Source organism: Arthrobacter subterraneus (assembly GCF_900099735.1).
Lineage (GTDB): Bacteria > Actinomycetota > Actinomycetes > Actinomycetales > Micrococcaceae > Arthrobacter_D > Arthrobacter_D subterraneus.
On the sequence record NZ_FNDT01000007.1, the window covers coordinates 49,276 to 68,413 of the forward strand.

General features: G+C 65.9%; 18 protein-coding genes. 6 read left to right on the top strand and 12 right to left on the bottom strand.

The genetic code is table 11. The features are described from left to right. Positions 1-14 precede the first annotated feature (14 nt). Positions 15-872, bottom strand: a complete 858-nt coding sequence (locus tag BLS52_RS09540) for an HAD family hydrolase (protein ID WP_090586269.1) — start codon at positions 870-872, stop codon at positions 15-17. An 89-nt stretch (positions 873-961) separates the two neighbouring features. Then, positions 962-2,236: a serine--tRNA ligase gene (gene serS / locus BLS52_RS09545; protein ID WP_090586272.1), complete on the bottom strand. Its 1,275-nt coding sequence runs from the start codon at positions 2,234-2,236 to the stop codon at positions 962-964. Between the two features lie 67 nt (positions 2,237-2,303). Here serS and BLS52_RS09550 point away from each other — a divergent pair, with 67 nt between their 5' ends. Next, positions 2,304-3,407, top strand: a complete 1,104-nt coding sequence (locus BLS52_RS09550) for a diacylglycerol/lipid kinase family protein (RefSeq protein WP_090586273.1) — start codon at positions 2,304-2,306, stop codon at positions 3,405-3,407. Here BLS52_RS09550 and BLS52_RS09555 read toward each other — a convergent pair. From BLS52_RS09555 to BLS52_RS09570, 4 genes are all read right to left on the bottom strand, one after another. Further along, positions 3,404-3,790, bottom strand: coding sequence for a hypothetical protein (locus BLS52_RS09555; RefSeq protein WP_090586275.1), 387 nt, complete (start codon positions 3,788-3,790; stop codon positions 3,404-3,406). The two genes, BLS52_RS09550 and BLS52_RS09555, sit on opposite strands and share 4 nt — an antisense overlap. Before the next feature lie 86 nt (positions 3,791-3,876). Then, entirely contained in the window at positions 3,877-4,848 is a 972-nt protein-coding gene (locus BLS52_RS09560) for a DNA topoisomerase IB (RefSeq protein WP_090586276.1), read from the bottom strand. 33 nt (positions 4,849-4,881) lie between these two features. Then, a complete protein-coding gene (gene pheA / locus BLS52_RS09565; protein WP_090586279.1) occupies positions 4,882-5,829 on the bottom strand; it encodes a prephenate dehydratase in 948 nt (315 codons plus the stop codon). Continuing rightward, on the bottom strand, positions 5,826-6,152 hold the full coding sequence (locus tag BLS52_RS09570) for a rhodanese-like domain-containing protein (protein ID WP_090586281.1): 327 nt from the start codon (positions 6,150-6,152) through the stop codon (positions 5,826-5,828). Before BLS52_RS09570 ends, pheA begins: the two co-directional genes overlap by 4 nt. Before the next feature lie 86 nt (positions 6,153-6,238). On the opposite strand from BLS52_RS09570, the gene BLS52_RS09575 reads away from it, so the two are divergent. Continuing rightward, positions 6,239-7,645 carry an amidase gene (locus BLS52_RS09575; protein ID WP_090586283.1) on the top strand — a complete coding sequence of 469 codons (1,407 nt, stop codon included), beginning with the start codon at positions 6,239-6,241 and terminating at the stop codon, positions 7,643-7,645. Here the strand turns inward: BLS52_RS09575 and BLS52_RS18510 are convergent. Continuing rightward, complete coding sequence (locus BLS52_RS18510; RefSeq protein WP_175460137.1) at positions 7,642-7,797, bottom strand: hypothetical protein; 156 nt, start codon at positions 7,795-7,797, stop codon at positions 7,642-7,644. The genes BLS52_RS09575 and BLS52_RS18510 overlap by 4 nt on opposite strands. Before the next feature lie 123 nt (positions 7,798-7,920). Further along, complete coding sequence (locus BLS52_RS09580; RefSeq protein WP_090586285.1) at positions 7,921-8,265, bottom strand: DUF559 domain-containing protein; 345 nt, start codon at positions 8,263-8,265, stop codon at positions 7,921-7,923. Positions 8,266-9,103: 838 nt separating this feature from the next. Here BLS52_RS09580 and BLS52_RS09585 point away from each other — a divergent pair. Beyond that, on the top strand, positions 9,104-10,123 hold the full coding sequence (locus BLS52_RS09585) for a LacI family DNA-binding transcriptional regulator (protein WP_090586287.1): 1,020 nt from the start codon (positions 9,104-9,106) through the stop codon (positions 10,121-10,123). Between the two features lie 54 nt (positions 10,124-10,177). On the opposite strand, the gene BLS52_RS09590 is transcribed toward BLS52_RS09585, so the two are convergent. The 4 genes from BLS52_RS09590 to BLS52_RS09605 are packed head-to-tail and all read right to left on the bottom strand — an operon-like array spanning position 10,178 to position 14,752. Beyond that, positions 10,178-11,464: a glycoside hydrolase family 32 protein gene (locus BLS52_RS09590; RefSeq protein WP_090586289.1), complete on the bottom strand. Its 1,287-nt coding sequence runs from the start codon at positions 11,462-11,464 to the stop codon at positions 10,178-10,180. A 23-nt stretch (positions 11,465-11,487) separates the two neighbouring features. After that, the gene (locus BLS52_RS09595; RefSeq protein WP_425425032.1) at positions 11,488-12,339 is read right to left on the bottom strand and encodes a carbohydrate ABC transporter permease; all 852 of its coding nucleotides are present in this window, start codon (positions 12,337-12,339) and stop codon (positions 11,488-11,490) included. A gap of 11 nt (positions 12,340-12,350) precedes the next feature. After that, on the bottom strand, positions 12,351-13,310 hold the full coding sequence (locus BLS52_RS09600) for a carbohydrate ABC transporter permease (protein WP_090586292.1): 960 nt from the start codon (positions 13,308-13,310) through the stop codon (positions 12,351-12,353). Continuing rightward, positions 13,310-14,752, bottom strand: a complete 1,443-nt coding sequence (locus BLS52_RS09605) for an extracellular solute-binding protein (RefSeq protein WP_175460138.1) — start codon at positions 14,750-14,752, stop codon at positions 13,310-13,312. Before BLS52_RS09605 ends, BLS52_RS09600 begins: the two co-directional genes overlap by 1 nt. A 142-nt stretch (positions 14,753-14,894) precedes the next feature. Here BLS52_RS09605 and pgm point away from each other — a divergent pair, with 142 nt between their 5' ends. The 3 genes from pgm to BLS52_RS09620 all read left to right on the top strand — a co-directional run bounded on the left by pgm (position 14,895) and on the right by BLS52_RS09620 (position 19,110). Next, positions 14,895-16,526, top strand: coding sequence for a phosphoglucomutase (alpha-D-glucose-1,6-bisphosphate-dependent) (gene pgm / locus BLS52_RS09610; protein WP_217636740.1), 1,632 nt, complete (start codon positions 14,895-14,897; stop codon positions 16,524-16,526). A 117-nt stretch (positions 16,527-16,643) separates the two neighbouring features. Further along, positions 16,644-17,972, top strand: coding sequence for a uracil-xanthine permease family protein (locus BLS52_RS09615; protein WP_090586299.1), 1,329 nt, complete (start codon positions 16,644-16,646; stop codon positions 17,970-17,972). Between the two features lie 346 nt (positions 17,973-18,318). Then, positions 18,319-19,110, top strand: coding sequence for a DUF2382 domain-containing protein (locus BLS52_RS09620; protein WP_090586302.1), 792 nt, complete (start codon positions 18,319-18,321; stop codon positions 19,108-19,110). Positions 19,111-19,138 lie beyond the last annotated feature (28 nt).

Genomic DNA, 19,138 nt, shown 5'->3' on the forward strand with positions numbered 1-19,138 from the left:
GCTGCCAGAAGCGGCTAGCGTTCTTCTTGCCCCGCCCGGGTGAGGGAACGGAGGATCTTGGCTGCGCCGTCGTCGTACACCGACGCCGTGACCTCCGTGGCGGCCGTCATGACCTCATCGGGCGCCTGACCCATGGCCACTCCCCGCGCTGCCCAGGTGAGCATCTCGATGTCATTGCGGCCATCACCGATAGCGACGGTCTGGGCGGGGTCAATACCGCACCTGCGCCGCACGAGTTCCAGCGCGCTGGCCTTGGTGACGCCGGCCGCCGCGATGTCCAGCCACGCGGTCCAGCCCACCGAGTAGGTGACCCCGTGCAGGCCGATCGACTCGACAGCTTCGCCGAACTCCTCTGCCGTGCTGTCGGTGCTGAAGACCACCACGCGCACCGCACGGGCCTCAAGCATGCGGTCGAAACCGACGCTTTCCGCCTCCGCCCCGAAACTCGCGTCCTGGAAGCGTTCGGTGGAGAGGAAGCGCCCCTGATCGTCCTCGAGGGCAAACTTCGCTGTGGGAAGGCTCTTTCTCAGCGCCACCAGTGCCGGCCGCGGGTCGAATACCACCCGGTTGATGATCTCGTAGCCGTCCTCAAGCTCATCCACGTCAATCCGTAGGGTGACGCCCCCGTTGGAGCACACGGCATGTCCGCGGGTGAGCCCGATTTTCTCGATGATGGGCAGGGTTGCACCAAGGGACCTGCCGGTCGCGATCACTACTTCATGGCCGCCCTCGACGACGGCGCTGGCCGCTGAGCGGACCTCCTCCGACATTTGTCCCTCGTGGTCCACCAGGGTGCCGTCAACGTCAAGTGCAACAAGTTTTCGTGTTGTCTGCTGCTGGTCATCGATGCCAGCGGGAAATGTAGTTGTCATCGTTCAAGTGAACCAGAAACCCGGTAACCGCGGGTAGGTTTTTGGTCACAGCTGGGCCAACGGAAGGTTACGGCTGCGGGGCCGCCACCCTATGTCTGAAGGACGGGAAGAACCTCCAGACCCCCCAGGTACGGCCGCAGCGCAGCGGGAACGGTGACCGACCCGTCGGGGTTCTGGTGGTGTTCGAGGATCGCGACAATCCACCGCGTGGTGGCGAGCGTCCCGTTGAGGGTTGCGACCGCACGGGTGCCCTTTGCGCCATCCACCCGCTCACGGATGTTGAGCCGGCGGGCCTGGAAACCGGTGCAGTTCGAGGTGGACGTCAGTTCACGGTACGCATTCTGGGTGGGCACCCACGCCTCGCAGTCGAACTTGCGTGCGGCCGACATGCCGAGATCGCCCGCCGCCGTGTCGATGACCCGGTAGGGCAGCTCGACCTTGGCCAGCATCTCCTCTTCCCACGCCAGCATGCGCTCGTGCTCCGCGTAGGACTCCTCCACGGTGGTGTAGGTGAACATCTCCACCTTGTTGAACTGGTGGACGCGGATGATGCCGCGGGTGTCCTTGCCGTGCGAGCCCGCCTCCCGCCGGTAGCAGGAGGACCATCCCGCATACCGGAGGGGCCCGGCGGAGAGGTCCAGGATTTCATCCGAGTGGTATCCGGCGAGCGCCACCTCGGATGTGCCGGTCAGGTACAGATCATCTTCGGGGAGGCGGTAGATCTCCGCGTCGTGGGCAATGTCGAATCCGGTGCCCTGCATGGTCTCCGGCCGAACGAGCGTGGGCGTGATCATCGGTGTGAACCCTGCTGCGACTGCCTGGTCCATGGCCATGTTCAGCAGCGCCAGCTCAAGCCGTGCACCCATGCCCTTGAGGAAGTAGAACCGCGACCCGGACACCTTGGCGCCGCGTTCCATGTCGATGGCGCCGATCAGCTCACCGATTTCGAGGTGGTCCCGCGGTTCAAAATCGTTGAACTGCCGGGGCTCCCCCACGGTCTTGACGACAACGAAGTCCTCTTCACCGCCCGCAGGTACGCCGTCGAGGATGGCGTTCGGCAGCCGGCGCAGCAGGGCATCAGCCTCGGACTTTGCTCCTTCAGCCTCCGCTGCGGCGGTCTTCACCGACGCCGCCAGTTCCTTGACCTCGGCAAGAAGCGCCTGCCGGTCATCCCCCTGGGCCTTGGCAACCCGCTTGCTGAAAGCGTTCTGCTCCGCCCGCAGTGCCTCGGCGCGGGTCACGGATTCCCGGCGCCGGGAATCGGCCGCGATGATCGCATCCACCAGAGATTCATCTGCCTTGCGCGCACGCTGGGAAAGACGGAACTTTTCAGGATTGCCGCGGAGCTCGTTTACGTCGATCACTCCCCAAGAGTACCGAATCTGATCTCCACGCCCGCACCCACCCACGGAGGGATAGTCTGGGGAAATCATGCCCCTTGAGTGGATCATCGTCGCCCTTGCGGTTGTGGCCGCAGCCGCGTCAGCGTTCAGCTGGTGGGGCCTACGGAAGCTGCGCCGGGAACGGTCCCTCCGGTGGGAGGAACCCCGTCCGGCGGCGCCTGCGGCGGCGGGGCACCAGCGGGTTGCGCTGGTGCTGAATCCGGTCAAGCTGAGTGCGGCGCTTGCGCGCGAACAGGTGGAGCAGGCCTGTTCCGATGCCGGTTGGGACCCGCCGATGGTACTGGAGACCACGGTTGCCGAACCCGGTACCGCACAGGCAAGGCGCGCTGTGGAGGAGGGGTACGACGTCGTCATCGCCGCCGGCGGCGACGGCACCGTCCGCGCGGTGGCAGCTGCCCTGGTCCACAGCAATACGGCCCTTGCGCTGTTGCCCCTGGGCACCGGCAACCTGTTGGCGCGCAACCTCGGCATCGCGGTCAATGACGTGCCGCGCAGTGTGCGCCAGGCCCTGCACGGCGCCGTCCGCCGGATCGACATGGGCCGGGCTGAACTGCGCAACGAGCGGACCGGCGTGTCCGGAGACCACACCTTTCTGGTGATGGGCGGCGTCGGGCTCGATGCGGTGGTGGTGGCTGCCACCAAGGACACGCTCAAAAAGAAGTTCGGCTGGCTCGCCTATAGCGAGGCGGGAATGCGGAGCCTGCCCGGGAAGCGGCAGAAAATGTCGATCAGCATTGACGGCGGCCCGGCGCAGACGCGCAAGGTGCACAGTGTCCTCTTCGCCAACTGCGCCAGGTTGCCCGGCGGCATCACGATAGTTCCGGACGCCGCAATCGATGACGGGTATCTCGACGTGGTCATCGCCAGCCCGCGCAGCATTCTCGGCTGGTTGTGGGTTGCGGTGCAGATACTCTTCCGCCACCCCGGGCCGATCCCCGTCATCACCTACCACCGGGCCAGGCACGTGGAGGTGCGCGTTTCCGAAGCAACGGGAACCCAATTGGACGGGGACATCTCCGGCGACGTCACCTCGCTCACGGTCACCGTGGTCTCGGGCGCACTGATGGCCCGGGTACCGGGAAGGGCAACCGGGCCATCAGCAGGAATGTTCAGCGCGTCCGTGGAAGGCTAGGGACGCTGGGTACCCTCCGTGTCATCTCCACCTTCCTGAAGCGAGGGAACGGAGTCGGCATCGGTGTACTCTCCCTCGACAGCTGAATCGAGATCGGTGGTGCCGTCCACGTCGGTGTACTCACCTTCGTCAACCTGCCCGGCCCCCTCGGTGTATTCACCCACGCCATCCGCACGCTGGGCGCCGGTGTACCCTCCGGTGACTCCACCCGTCGGATCAGCGGTCGACTCGTCATTCTGCGCCTGGCTGTTGATCAGCTGCTGCTCCTCCGCGAAACGCAGGTCATTCGCCTGGTCGCCGGCGTCACCGTGCCAGTTCGGGTCTGAGGTTGATCCGTCACCCTTGTTCGGGTTGACCTCACTGTTGTGTGGCTGCTCGCTCATGGTGCCTGCCTTTCATCAAGGGGTCGCGCCACTGGCCGGGCGCTCACCATCAGCCTACTTAGCGACCGCCGCGGGGGAAAGGATTCCTAGGCTTTAAGCAGCTCGCGAACAGCCTTCTCGGAGGCAGAGTAACTTGCCACCGGGATGACCTCCCCGGACATGAAGCGGTCCACCAGGCGCGGGTCCACGTAGGAGCTGCGGGCTATGGCCGGCGTGTTGCCCAGATGCTCGGCCACTGAACGCATGGTCGCCGCAATTGCCTTCTGCCGTGCAGTGCGGCTGGTGGCCTTCAGGTCCAGGCGCGCGAGCTCCATGGCGGCGACGACGGTTGCCTGCCAGGTGCGGAAATCCTTGGCGGTAAACCCGCCACCGGTGACCTGGCGAAGGAACTCGTTGAGCTGGGAGGCTTCGACGGAATGCCAGGACCCGTCCGCCGCCCGGTATGCCAGCATCGTGTCGCCATCCTCCCGGCGCACCATCGGGCGCAGGGCAGCGGCCAGGTCGGGGTCCTCAATGGTGGTGTCCCACTGCTGGCCGCTCTTTCCCGGGAAACCGAGGGTGATGACCGGACCACTGAGGGTGACATGCTCCACCCGCAGCGTGGTGACGCCGAACGAGCCGTTCTGTGCGGCGTACTGGGCTGAACCGATCCGCAGCGCGCCGGAGTCGACAATGCGCAGCGCGGCAGCGAAGGCACGTTCCCGCCCGCTGCCGTTGCTGCGCAAGTGCTGGGTGATGACCCGCCGGGCACTCGGGAGGCGTTCACCGAAATCGAGTGCGCGGTCGAATTTCTCCCGGTCCTTCTTCTCCCGCCAGGCGGCATGGTAGATGTACTGGCGCCGGCCGGCGTCGTCGGTGCCCACCGCCTGTATATGCCCGTTGGGGTATGGACTTATCCAGACCTCCTGCCACGCCGGAGGAATCACCAATTCCTTGACGCGCTTGAGATCGTCCCGTTCCAGCGGTTGACCCTGCTGGTTTCGGTAGCTGAACCCCTTGCCGTGGCGGCTGCGCGTGTACCCGGGCTTGTTGCAGTCACTGCGCCGAAGTCGTGGCACGCCGCCTCCTGGGGTTGGAGCTGTAGGAAAGGGCTAGCCTATGTCTTCGGCGTCGGGTGTGGGGGAATGCCGAAGTGAATCGACCCATTCCCGGGCCGCCGCGAATGCCTCGTCAGAGGTGTGGCGGGCCACCTCGTACTCGCGCCGGTCCGCTCGCGCATAGGAGCCGAGGAAGCGTAATCCCGGGCTGATCCGGTGCAGGCCCTGAAGCGCATCCGCAACGCGCGCATCGGTTACATGTCCATCGGCGTCGATGCTGAAGAAGTAGTCGCCGAGGAACAGGCCAGTGGGCCGGGATTCGATCCTGCTGAGGTTGACCCCGCGCGCGGCGAACTGATCGAGGATTTCCATCAGGGCGCCGGGGTGGTCTTCGGGAAGAGGGATCACCAGGGTGGTCTTGTCCGCTCCAGTCCGGGCGGGGAGGGTATCCGGCTTGCTCACGAGGATGAACCGGGTCACGGCGTCGGCCACGTCCCCGATGTGTTTCGCAAGAACGCGCAGCCCCAGGCGGTTGGCCACAAGAGGCGAGCAGATGGCCGCATCATGGCTTGCGCCTTCGTCGAGCAGGTCATGGGCTGCGGCAGCAGTTGACGACGCCGGAACGTATTCCGCCGCTGGAATGTTCTGCTCAGTCCAGCCGCGGCACTGTGCCCATGCATGGCCGTGGGTGGCTACAAAGCGGATGTCCGCCAGCTCCACATCTGGCCGGGCCACCAGGACGAAGGAGACGGGCACCAGCACCTCGCGGATGATCCGCAGCGGGGCCCCGTTGGCGATCGCGTCGAGCGTGGCTGACACGCCGCCCTCCACCGAGTTCTCGATCGGGACCATCGCGGCTTTCACGCGCCCGGTACGCACCATGTCGAGGGCGGCGTTGACCGTCGTGGCGGGCACCCGTTCGGCTTCTTCGGCGGCCGGGACCTGCAGCAGCGCAGCCTCCGTGAAGGTTCCGGCAGGGCCGAGGTAGGCGTAGGAGGTCACAGGACGCGCGGTTCGTCGCCGGTTTCGGAGACCATCGGCTTTGCAGCCTCGATCCAGGCATCCATTCCGCCACGGACGTTCACAGCCGAATACCCGTTGCCCACCAGCCACTCCGCCACCCGGAAGGAACGTCCGCCCGTGCGGCAGATGACGTGGAGATCCTCATCCGGATCCAGCTCGTCGAGCCGCGCCGGGATCTGGTCCACGGGAATATGCAGGGCGCCCTTGATATGCCCGGCCTCCCACTCATAGTCCTCGCGCACGTCCAGCACAGCGGTATCCTCACTGATCGCGTTGACGGACACGCTCTCGCTCTCGCTCATTGCCGGCCCCGTCCTTTCCTCGTCCGATTCACCGACCGGATCCAAGCCTATAGTGGGACCGACCCGACCCGGCGAGAAAGGCAGCAATGGGTGCCCTTCATGAGCTGACCGCGCTCGAACAGCGGGACCTGCTACGGCGCGGGGAGTTGAGCGCCCGGGAATTGACCGCGCATTACCTGGAGCGGATCGACAGCCGGAATCCGGCGTTGGGCGCCTTTCTCACGGTGACCGCGGATACCGCACTGGAGGAGGCGGACGCCGCAGACCGCAGGCAGGCGAAGGGAGTTGACCTGCCTGCGCTCCATGGCCTGCCGCTCGCGCACAAGGACCTGACCGACGTCGTCGGCGTGGTGACCACCCACGGCAGCGCCGCACTGCAGCACACCGTGGCGGCTGCGGACTCTCCCCTGGTGGCCGTTCTGAGACGGGCCGGAGCAATCAGTCTTGGAAAGACTCAGGTTCCGGAGTTCGGTTTGAGCTGCTACAGCGAAAACCTGATTGCCCCGCCGTCGCGCAATCCACTGAACGTCTCACTGAGCCCGGGGGGATCCTCGGGCGGCAGTGCGTCTGCGGTTGCGGCGGGGCTGGTTCCGTTCGCGCCGGGCACCGACGGAGGCGGGTCGGTCCGGATCCCGGCTGCCGCCACCGGTCTCATCGGCCTCAAGCCAAACCGGGGACGGGTTCCCTCCGGGTCCGGGCAGACCGATCTCGGCCAGTTTGTGGTTGCTGGACCCCTTGCCCGGACCACGGCGGATGCCGCCCTTTTGCTGGACGCCATGGTGGATGAACCGAATTTCCATGCGACCAGCGCTGCTGACCACGGTCCTTTCCTTGAGGCGGCGCTCCGGGCAACCGGGCGGTTCCGCGTCGGAGTGAGCACTGCGTCACCCTTCGCGGCGGCGTTCCCCATCGGGCTCGACCACGACGCAAGCGCAGCCTTCGATGCCGGCCTCCGTGCCCTGGGCGACGTGGGGCACGATCTTGTGGGCGCAGACCTCCGCTACGATCCGCGCTACCACGAGGCGTTCCAGACGGTCTGGACCGCGGGGCTGGCCACCGCGCGCATTCCCTCGTCCCGGGAAGCCGGCCTCACTCCGCTGGCGCGGACCCTTCGGCGTCGCGCCCAGGGCAGGTCGGCAATGGACCTGGCAACCGCCGTAGACATTCTGCGGCAGTTTGAACAGGACACGATCGAGCAGTACTCCGCCTTCGATCTCATCGCCACCCCCGCCCTCGGAATGACGCCCCGCCCCATCGGCTGGTACACGGACGCTGACGCGGACACCGACTATCGGCGCCAGTGCCAATACTCGCCGTACACCTCGATGGTCAACGTATGCGGCCTCCCCGCCATCTCCGTGCCGGTGTACTCCACCGCCGACGGACTCTCCATGAGCATCCAGCTCATCGGCAGGCCGAGCGCAGAGGCGAATCTCCTGACGGTCTCAGCGCAGCTTGAGGATCAACTGCGGCTTCCCCGGCGCATTCGCTAGTCCGGCTCGTTCCCACCTGTCTCGTTTTCGGGGGCGGGACCGCCGTAGCCGTCTCCCTTGATGGCGTCGGCGCTCTGCTCTGCGTCGCGCTCCAGTTTGGCGTCAGCTTCCGCGCCCTCGTCGATTTCGTCGCTGGTGGGGTTCTCGCTCATGACACAACCTTTCGTTGACGGGTTCGAACAAACGTACCGGTGCTCGAAGACCAGTGGAAGAGGTGGCCTGCACCACCCATCATCGAGTGGGCACTTATGACGCAAATCCAGCGTCCAATACTGTTATTTGTGCCCGCTCGATGCTTGAGACGCCCGGATTGCCGCACGGATCCGTTCGATGGACGCTCGCTCTGAACCAGGCTGGAGGTGCATTTTCGTAAACCGAAGGACTGTCCAGCCCATCACCCGCAACCGATCGTCACGGTTTATGTCGCTATGCCACTGATTCGCGTCGACCAGATGATGTTCTCCCTCATATTCGATAGCGACGCAGAACTCCCGGTACATCAAGTCGGGCCGAGAAACGCGCCGTCCGTTGGCGTCCAGGATCCACTGGTTGACCTCCGGTTCCGGCAGACCCGAACCGACGATCAGCAGACGCAACCGCGATTCAGGCCCGGAGTCCACTCCGCTCCTCAACAACGGCAGAGCTTCACGTGCGCGCACTACCCCCCGCGATCCGCGACGCCGGTCCACTGCTTCGGCAACCTCCGCCATCGTGCATAACGGATCGGGAAGGTTGAGGTCACACAACCGCCGGGGAGCATCAGGACGACGCAAAAGGGAGTCACCCGCCGCTACCAATTCCTCAACCGACAATGCGGGAGCCAAGTCAGTCCACGTCCATGCCGGGGAAGTGACCGTGGCGCCGTAGACCTCGACGACGTCACGCGCGGTGAGTTGGGTCCTATGCCCGACAACGGCTGGGCGTCTGGCTCGAGTGTCTCCCCTCCAGCGACTCAAGTGCAGCCGGTCATCCTTCTCAACCCGCCAGGGCAGGACGATCCCCCATAGCCGAGCCGCGGTCGTATGGCTCGCGGCGTCAGGACAGCCGAGTCTGGTCAGTGGCGCAACCCGGTCCAGCAACGTGGCTCCTGAGGCCCTCACCAGACGGACACCCCGACTCGGGGTGGTCAGGTCGGAGCGGCGAAGGCGGTTGTAGGACGATCCGCCCGCGAGAGCCTCCTCGACCGTGAACGAGAACCGACTGGGAAGAGGTACGGATGAGGATTCCACCTGTTTCATCATGCCGTCGAAACGCCGGCAACTTCTTTTATCCACAAGGTGGACTTGATTGGTCCCGCCAACCTCGATCGAGCGGGCGCTTATGACGCCTTTGGTGAAGCGCGCGCGTCATATGTGCCCGCTCGATGCACGAAGCCTGCGGGAAAGCGGGACGGAAACGGGAAGGGTCGCACTGACACGTATTAGGTAGACTGGCCGGAGAGTCGACGGAGGGAGATCCATGACAGCCCGCAAGGCAACCGCACTCGATGTTGCGAAGGTCGCCGGCGTCTCCCGCAGTGCGGTGTCCATGGTCCTCAACGGCAATATCAAGGGCAACGTTTCCAGGGAGGCCCAGGAACGGATCCGCGCGGCCGCCAGGGAGCTCAACTACCTCCCCAACCCGGTGGCCGTGAGCCTGCGCAATCAGCGGACTGCAACGCTGGGTATCGTCACGGATGAAATCGTGACAAGCCCCTTCGCGGGACGGCTTGTCAGTGGTGCCACCAACGCGGCGCTTGCCCGCGGGTACATGATCCTGGTGGTTGACACCGAGCACATCCCGGGACGTGATGAACCGGCGATCGACGCACTCCAACACCGCCGGGTGGACGGGTTGATCTACGCCACGGGCAGCCTCAAGCCCTACAGCCCTACCGACCCCTTCCGGGCGCAGCCGGCAGCGCTGGCGAACTGCTTCGACCCGCAGGACAGGCTCGCCGCCGTCGTACCGGACGAGGTCACCGGGAGCCGCCGCGCCACCGAACTGCTCTTGCAACTCGGCCACCGGCAGATCGCTCTTCTCGGCGGCGACGATGAACATGCCGCGCTGCTCCGCGAGCAGGGCTACCGGGCGGCGATGGAGAACGCTGGCCTGTCCTCACGCGACCAGCAGGTGGTCGTGACCGGATGGGACATCGACCAGGGCTACCAGGCAGCTGAATCTGTCCTGCAGGAGCCGGACCGTCCCACCGCGGTCCTGGCCGCGAATGACCGCGTGGCCACCGGCATCCTGCTGTACGCGGCATCCGCGGGGATCCGGGTGCCGGAACAGCTTTCGGTGGTCGGCTATGACGATCAACAGAACGTCGCCGCGAACCTTGTGCCGGCGCTGACCACGGTCGCACTCCCCCACGCGGAGATCGGGGCCATCGCCGTCAACCGGGTCCTCGACGAACTTGAGGGCGGCGAGCGCCGGACCGAACGCGTGCTGGTGCCCTGCCCCCTCATCACCCGGCAGTCCACGGCGCCGGCGGCGTGAGCAGCCGGGAACCGGCTTCAAGGCGCGGGCGGGGCTCAGCCGGCGCCGGGAACCTTACGGCAAGCCGAGTTCCCAGGCTTCGACGGCGGCGTCGCCGGTAACCCGCAGCTCCCAGGTCTCGTCCGGTCCGGGATACGCGCGCAGCGTCACCGCCGTGGATCCCTCGCGGTAGACCTCGACGATCGACGCATCCACCAGCACTCGCACACCGCGCGATGACTGCGCCGCATACACCTCGCGGGATCCCGACGGCGACACCAGCGCAAGCACCACCCTCACCTCACCGCGCGGCGTGACCACCGCTTCAGCGGCGGCCGGCAGTGCAGTGACGTCACCGAAATCCAGGGCACGACGGCGGTAACCCACCAGTTCCCGCGCAGGCTTTACCACCAGCCCGTCATTCACGACGCCGAGCTCGCGGGGGAAGGTCAGCGTGCCGGCCCAGCCGGCGGCATCGGACTCCTCCTCCGTCCGCGACTCCCAGGACCAGCCCCACAGCATCACCCGGTCATCGAGCTGGACGGCTTGCGGTGCGTAGAAATCGGGGCCGCCGTCGGTCGACGCGCAGGCCTCCGGGGCGAAGACCGGGCGGCCGCCGTCGTCGTTCATTGATCCGATCAGGTGGGCCACACCGGAGAGGTGATGCGCGCTGTCCCGGTGCTTCCATAGGGACACGATCAGCACCCAGCGGCCGTCCACCTCCACCAGCTGCGGGCATTCCCAGATGTTCGCCCGGGCGCCGGCGGCCGCGGGATGGGCCGTGGTCAGCCAGATCCCGAGGTACTTCCAGGCGGAGAGGCCCGTGGCGTCGTAGAGGAGCAGCGCGCCGCGTCCGTCGTCCAGTCCCGCGCCCTGGATGGCGTAGCGGGTGCCGTGCCAGGTGAAGAGGAAGGGATCCCGGACGGCGGTCACGGACGGATCAGCCGGCACGCCGGCGGCGACCTCGCCCTCCTGGCGCCACTGCCGCAGGTCGGCGGACCCGCGGGCAAGGGTGACCTGTGACGCGCCGCTGTGGTCCTGCACTCCGCTGTAGACGGCGGTGGGGACGCCGCCGTCGTCGGTCATCACTCCCGACCAGCAGCCCGCCGAATCCGGCCCGCCGGGCTGGGGCCTCAGCGCGACCGGTTCCGCTTCCCAGCGGAGCAGGTCGGCAGAGCTGACGTGCCCCCAGGTGATGGCGTCATGCCGGGCGGAATCGGGGTTGTGCTGGAAGAAGACGTGCCAGCGCCCGTTCCGGAAGCAGATCCCGTTCGGGTCGTTCAGCCAGCCTTGGCTGGGGCGGGGGTGCAGGAGGGGGAAGGCGCGGTCGACGACGACGGCGGCTGTTTCTGGGGAAGTCACGGTTTCCTTCGGAGAGGGGACGGCTACTTGCTTGCGCCGGCGGTGAGGCCTTCGCGGAGGGTGCGCTGGCCGAAGATGAAGACCACCAGGGCGGGGATCATGGAGAGGATGACGCCGGCCAGGACCACGGAGATGCTGCCGGTGCCGAGGTTGCCCTGAAGCGTGACCAGGCCCAGCGGGAGGGTGTAGTTCTCCTGCGAGATGGTGAGGATCAGCGGCCTGAAGAACTCGTTCCAGTGGAAGTTGAAGGCGAGGATACCCACAATGGCCATTCCGGGCACGGCCAGCGGCGCGTAGACCGAGCGGAACGTGCGCCACGGCGACGCGCCGTCCAGCGCAGCGGCTTCCGCGAAGTCATTCGGCAGGCCCAGGAAGTACTGGCGCATCAGGAACGTGCCGAACGCGGTGGGGATTGCGGGGAGGATCAGCGCGAGGAGGGTATCGGACAGGCCCATGCCGCGGATCAGCATGAACACCGGGACGATCGTGACCTGCACCGGGACCATCATGGTGGCCAGGACCACCGAGAACAGCGCGTTCTTGCCCTTGAAGCTCAACCGGGCGAAGGCGTAGCCGGCGAGCGCCGCCGTCGCCATCTGTCCGACGGCGATCAGCAGCGTGACCAGTGCACTGTTGACCACGAGGAGCACCATGTTCACCTGTTGGAACACCTCCACGTAGGAGGTGAAGTCGGGGTTGAGCGGCAGGAACTGCGGCGGAAGGTTGAACGATTCCGAGGGTGTCCTCAGCGACGTCGACAGGGTCCACAGCACGGGACCGAGCGTCAGCGCCGCGGCCACCAGGAGGACCAGGATCCGCGCGGCCATGCCGGGGCGCAGCGTGCGGGTTGTGCGGGGTGCGGTAAGGGTGCTCATTCTGAAGAACCTCACTGGTAGAAAACGAATCGGCGGCTGAGCCGGAACTGAAGGGCGGTGATGGCCATGATCAGCATCATGAGCACCAGCCCGATGGCGGAGGCGCGCCCGAACTCGAGCTGCTGGAACGCCGACTCGAAGATGACCATCACGGCGGTCCGGGTGCTGTCGCCCGGCCCGCCGCGGGTCAGGACGTACGGCTGGTCGAAGATCTGCAGCGCGCTGACGATCGCCATGACTGAGGCGACCAGCACGGTGGGGCTGAGCAGCGGCAGCGTGACATTGACGAACTGCCGCCATCCGGTGGCGCCGTCCAACGCGGAGGCCTCGTGCAGTTCCCTGGGAATGGACGCCAGCCCGCCGATGAAGAGCAGGAAGGAAAACCCGAAGTTCTGCCACACATAGACCAGGACGACGACGGCGGCGGCACCTCCTGAGGTGGTCAGCCACGGCACAGCGGGAATGCCGATCAGCGAGAGCATCCAGTTCACGACGCCGAACTGTTCGTTGAACAGATACCCCATGAAGATCGAAACCGAGGCGGCGGAGAGGATCAGCGGGAAGAAGAAGGCTGACCGGAAGAACACGCGCAGCCAGTTGGGCATGCGGCCCTGGATTGCGACGGCGAGGGCCATCGCAATGCCGAGCTGCAGGGTCACCGCCACCACCACGAAGACGATGGTGTTGAGGAAGGAAACCCGGACCGTGGGGTCGTTGACAATGTCGGCGAAATTGCTGAATCCGACAAACTCCGGTGCGGAGATGATGTCCCACCGGAAGAATGCCAGGAGGATCGAGCCGAGAATGGGCACGATCGTGAAGATCGCCATTCCGACCACCGTGGGGGCGAGGAACAGCGGTGCAATGAGTCGCTCAGCCAGGGACCGTTGCCGCCGGGCGGCGGCGGAGGAGCGGGTGGGGGGTGCCGGCGTCGTCGTGCCTGTGGTGTTTTTGAGTGTTGGAGTGCTCATCATTTGCTCCTGAGGGCCAGTTCGAGGTCACGCTGCAGGCTCCCCATCGCTGAGCGGACCTGCGCGGAGGAGCCGCTGACGGCAACCGACACGTTCTTCATGAGGGCGGTTTCCACGGCGGCCTGCTGCGGTGGGGCTGGGATGGGACCGGAGGTGGGGAAGCGGTCGAGGGTGTCGTAGAAGACCTTCCAGTGCTCGGGCCCGGTGGCTGCGTAGAGGGACTGGTTCACCATGGAACGCCGGGTGGGCGTGGTGTTCGGTGAAGGGATGGCAAGTTCCATGGCCGGTTTGGATGCGCAGAACTTCACCCATTCCCAGGCGGCGTCCTTGTCCCTGGCGGTGCGCATGATGGCGTAGCCGGCGGCGCCGAACTGGTGACGCTGGGTGCGCCAGCGGGGGAAGAACTGGACGTCGAAGTCGTCGGCGCCCATACCTGCCTCGTGCAACCCCTGCACCCAGTACCCGCCGGCCGGGGTTGCACCGATGCGGCTGCTCGCGAAGAGGCCCACCAGGGCGTTGCCTCCGCCACCCTCCGGACGAACCCCGAGGCCTTCGGCGACGAGTTCGCGGAGGTAGTCGAAGGTTTCAATGACGCGCGGGTCCTCGGCATTCGGCGCCTCCCAGAGGTAGCCGCCGCTGCGCTGGGCGCGTGTGGGATCCTGCCCATAGAAGCGGTCCCAGAACCAGTCCCCGCCGGCAGCCTTTTCCTCGGTGAGGAAACTGGTGTCATTCGCGTAGAGCCACGGGACCACGCCGCCGAAGAGCCGGTTGGTCCAGTAGTAGGGGGTGAAGCTGCCATCGGTGGTGGACTTCATGGCGCGCATGGTGGCGGTGAAGTCATCGTGGTTCCAGTCATCCGCCGGGCGGTCAAGCCCCGCGCGCTCCAGCGCGCTGGTGTTCAGGTACATGTTGGCGGCGTTCCAGTCCAGGGGAAGCTGGTAGAGGCTCCCCCGGTACATGAACGCCTCGATAAGGCTCGGATGGACGTCCTGGAAGTATTCCTGGATGTCCGCGGCGTCGCGGGTCAGGTACGGATCGAGAGGTTCGGCGAGCTTTTCGGCGAAGAGCTGGGCGCCCTCGGTGGCAACGTAGACGACGTCGGGAGGGTTACCGGCCGCGACCATGGTGAGGATCTTGGAGAAGAAATCGCGCCAGTCGGCGCCCTGGATGGCCTGGATGCGGACCGGGATATCCGGATGCAGGCTCGTGAATTCCTCCACCAGGGCCTGGCGTGCTGCTGCGTCGGCTGAGGTACCGAGAATGGCCACATTGAGTGCGGTGCTGCTGCGGCCCGGGATATCAGCGCCGGTGAGCCTCGGCCAGGCGCCTACGGTCGCGCCGACAGCCCCGATGCCGAGCGTCCCCAGAAGCGTGCGGCGGGACAGGTCGCCTGTGCGGGCACTGAGCGGGTTGCGCTGTCCTGGAAGGTGCGTAGACCTCATCGTCATTCCTTTCTAACACGTGTCAGGAAGCCTACGCTCCTCTCCTGACACGTGTCAAGAGTTACATCTGGGTGCATCTCCGGCGGAGAAATGAACGGCGTATTGATGCTGCGCCGAGCCACATGATGGCATGCTAGGTCCCATGGCTAATCGAGCAGGCACCGTTGCCCAATCCAGCGACCTCGTTGACGTAAGCGCCCTCCTGGACGCGTATTTCGATTCCACCCCGGACCTCTCCGATCCTGCGCAGCGCGTGGCCTTCGGAACCTCCGGACACCGTGGATCCTCGCTGAAATCCTCCTTCAATGAAGGGCACATCGCCGCCATCACCCAGGCAATCGTCGAGTACCGGGCCGGGCAGGGAATCACGGGGCCGCTCTTCATGGGCAGGGACACCCACGCCCTCTCCGAACCCGCACAGAACACCGCGCTGGAAGTGCTCGCCGCCAACAACGTGGCAGTCCGCATCGACGCCCGCGGCGCGTACACACCTACCCCCGCCCTCTCGCACGCCATCCTCGCCTACAACGGCTCGCGGACTGACCAGGCGGACGGCATTGTCATCACTCCGTCCCACAACCCACCGGCTGACGGCGGTTTCAAGTACAACCCGCCCCACGGTGGTCCGGCGGACTCTGACGCCACCAATTGGATCGCCGCGCGGGCCAATGAACTCCTGGAGAACGGCCTCCGCGGAGTGAACCGGATTCCCACCGCCCAGGCGCAGCAGGCATCCTCCGTCAGCACCTACGACTTCCTCCAGCACTACGTCGAGGACCTCCCCAACGTGCTCAACATCGAGGCCATCCGCAGCGCCGGCGTGCGCATCGGTGCTGACCCGATGGGAGGCGCGGCCGTGGATTACTGGGGTGCGATCGGCGAGCGGCACAACCTCGACCTCACCGTGGTGAACCCCGCCGTCGACCCACAGTGGGCCTTCATGACGCTCGACTGGGACGAGAAAATCCGCATGGACTGCTCCTCCCCTTGCGCGATGGCGTCGCTGATCTCCCGTGCCGGGGACTATGACATCTCCACCGGGAACGACGCCGACGCCGACCGACATGGAATTGTCACCCCCGATGCCGGGCTGATGAATCCAAACCACTATCTCGCCGTCGCTATTGACTACCTCTACCGGAACCGGCCGCAGTGGCGCTCGGATGCGCGGGTGGGCAAGACCCTCGTATCGTCGTCGATCATTGACCGGGTGGCAGCCGACCTCGGCCGGGTCCTGGAAGAAGTTCCCGTGGGCTTCAAATGGTTCGTTCCCGGACTGATGTCCGGTCAGGTGGCGTTCGGCGGGGAAGAGTCCGCCGGCGCGTCCTTCCTCCGGCACGATGGATCCGCGTGGAGTACCGACAAGGACGGCATCCTCCTGGCCCTGCTCGCCTCGGAGATCACTGCGGTTTCAGGCCGCACTCCCTCGCAGCACTACGAGGGCCTGACCCAACGGTTCGGCGCTCCGGTCTACGCGAGGATCGACGCCGCAGCTACGCGGGAGCAGAAATCGGCACTGGGCAAGCTGTCGCCGTCGGACGTCACCGCCACCACGCTGGCGGGCGAGGACATCACCGCCCGCCTCACGGAGGCTCCCGGTAACGGGGCGCCGATCGGCGGGCTGAAGGTCACTACTGAGAACGCCTGGTTCGCGGCCCGCCCGTCCGGCACCGAGGACGTCTACAAGATCTACGCCGAGTCGTTCCTCGGCGAGGACCACCTCAAGCGCGTCCAGGAAGAGGCGAAGGCCCTCGTGGACGGTGTGATCGCCTAACCCCCCTGAAAGTTTTTGTCGCCTAACTGCTGTTTTGGAGGGGTTTTAACAGCAGGTAGGCGACAAAAAGTGCAGGGTAAGATTTCCGGAGATCCCCCATCTCCGGAAGGCACAGCCATGAGCAAACTCGGAATGAACTGGACCCTGCACGGAGACGGGCGGAACGTCCGGCCTGGGCGGTTCGTCGCCCCCGATGAGCGGCTCAGCTGGCCCAGGACCGTCGGCATCGGCGCACAGCACGTGGTCGCGATGTTCGGGGCCACGTTCCTGGTGCCGCTGCTGACCGGCTTCCCGCCGTCCACCACCCTGCTTTTCTCGGGCGTCGGCACCCTGCTGTTCCTCATCATCACGGCCGGTCGGGTACCCAGCTACCTGGGGTCGAGCTTCGCATTCATCGCGCCCATCGCTGCGGCGCAGAACCAGCACGGTCCGGCTGGGGCGCTCGGCGGCGTGGTGATGGCCGGCGCAGTATTGGCTCTGATCGGTCTCGTGGTGCACTGGGGCGGCGCCCGCTGGATCCAGGTCCTGATGCCGCCCGTGGTCACCGGCGCCATCGTTGCCCTCATCGGGCTGAACCTCGCCCCCACCGCCAAGGCCAGCTTCGAGCAGGCACCGCTGACGGCGCTCGTAACCGTAGTCTCGATCCTGCTGGTCACAGTGCTCTTCAGGGGAATCCTCGGCCGGCTTTCCATCCTGGTGGGGGTCCTCGCCGGCTACCTCTTGGCGGTTCTGCGGGGTGAGGTGGACTTCGCCGCTGTCAACGACGCCGCGTGGTTCGGGCTGCCTCCCTTCATGGCTCCTGAATTCCACCTCTCCGTGGTCGGGCTGTTTATCCCCGTGGTGCTGGTGCTGGTGGCCGAGAACATCGGTCACGTGAAGTCGGTCGCCGCCATGACCAACCGCGATCTCGATCCCGTCACCGGGCGCGCCCTCATGGCCGACGGCCTGGCCACCATCCTTGCCGGATCCGGCGGAGGATCCGGCACCACCACCTACGCAGAAAACATCGGAGTCATGGCGGCCTCCCGGGTGTACTCCACCGCCGCGTACTGGGTGGCCGGGGGAATCGCCGTGCTGTTGAGTCTCTTCCCGAAGTTCGGCGCCCTCATCGCCACTGTGCCGGCGGGAGTACTGGGCGGCGCCGGCGTCGTTCTCTACGGGATGATCGGCATTCTCGGTGTACGCATCTGGGTGCAGAACCGGGTGGACTTCTCCAACCCGATCAACCTCTCCACGGCGGGGGTGGCCCTGGTGGTGGGTATCGCCAACTTCACCTGGACGGTCGGAGACCTCAGCTTCGAGGGGATCGCCCTCGGCACCGCAGCCACGCTCATCATCTTCCATGGCATGAGCAGCATCGCGCGTGCACGCGGGAGCGAGCATGTCGCCGGACCGGCCGAGCTGGAACCGGAGGACCGCGGGAGCCGCCCATCCAAGCTCGGCTAGATCCTGCGGTTCGCGGCATGCCGCCGCGCCGTCCGGCGCGGCCGGCTGCCTTCTGAACCTGTCCGCTCAGGTGTTATCCGTTTCAAACGGGGCCGGGAACCGGTGTAAACCCGAAAGATTTTTTGGACGCCCGGCAGAGGCCACGAACCCATACCGGACAAGGGCTTTCACGGGCTGGCCGCTTATTCAACTAGGACAGCTAGTAGTAAGCGTGCTTTCTATCTTGCCCCATCTGTGCTTAGGCTATGTGAACACCAACCGGTGAGCGCTCACGGAACCCGCTTCCACCGCGTCCAACCCGGAACTCCCCCGGTGCCACCAAGGCAACACGACAAAGGAGAACACCATGATTACCCAGGACCACATTTCCCAGATCCTCGAATCCGGCGGCAAGGTCATTGACAACGACGGCGACAAGATCGGCTCCGTCGGCCAGATCTATGTCGATGACCACACCGGAAACCCGAGCTGGGTCACCATCAACACCGGGCTCTTCGGCTCAAACGAGTCCTTCGCTCCGCTCGAGGGGGCAGCACTCGAGGGCAATGACGTGCGCGTCGGATACTCCAAGGGCAAGATCAAGGACGCCCCGAACGTTGCTCCTGATGGCCACCTGAGCGAGCAGGAAGAGGCAGAGCTCTACCGTTACTACGGCATCTCCACCAATGGCTACGCCGCGGGCGAGGACACCATGGAAACCACGGGAAACTATGAGTCCGATCGAGCTACCGTGGGCCACGACACCTCCGGGCCGACCACCGACGACGCGATGACCCGCTCCGAGGAGCAGCTCCACGTCGGTACCGAGCGCCGCGAAGCCGGGCGTGCACGGCTTCGCAAGTACGTCGTCACGGAAAACGTCACCAAGACGGTTCCCGTGCAGCGCGAAGAGGTCCGCATCGAGCGCGAGCCGATCACGGACGCCAACCGGGGTGAAGCCCACGCCGGCCCTGCCATCAGCGAGGAAGAACACGAGGTCACGCTCCATGAAGAGCGCGCCGTGGTCGAGAAGGAAGCCGTGCCGGTAGAGCGGGTCCGCCTCGACAAGGAAACTGTCACGGAGCAGCAGACCGTCAACGAGGAAGTCCGCAAGGAGCAGATCGACACGGACGACGTCGATACCCGCGAAGGCCGCTAACCAGCGGATTCCGGCAAACTGGCATTCG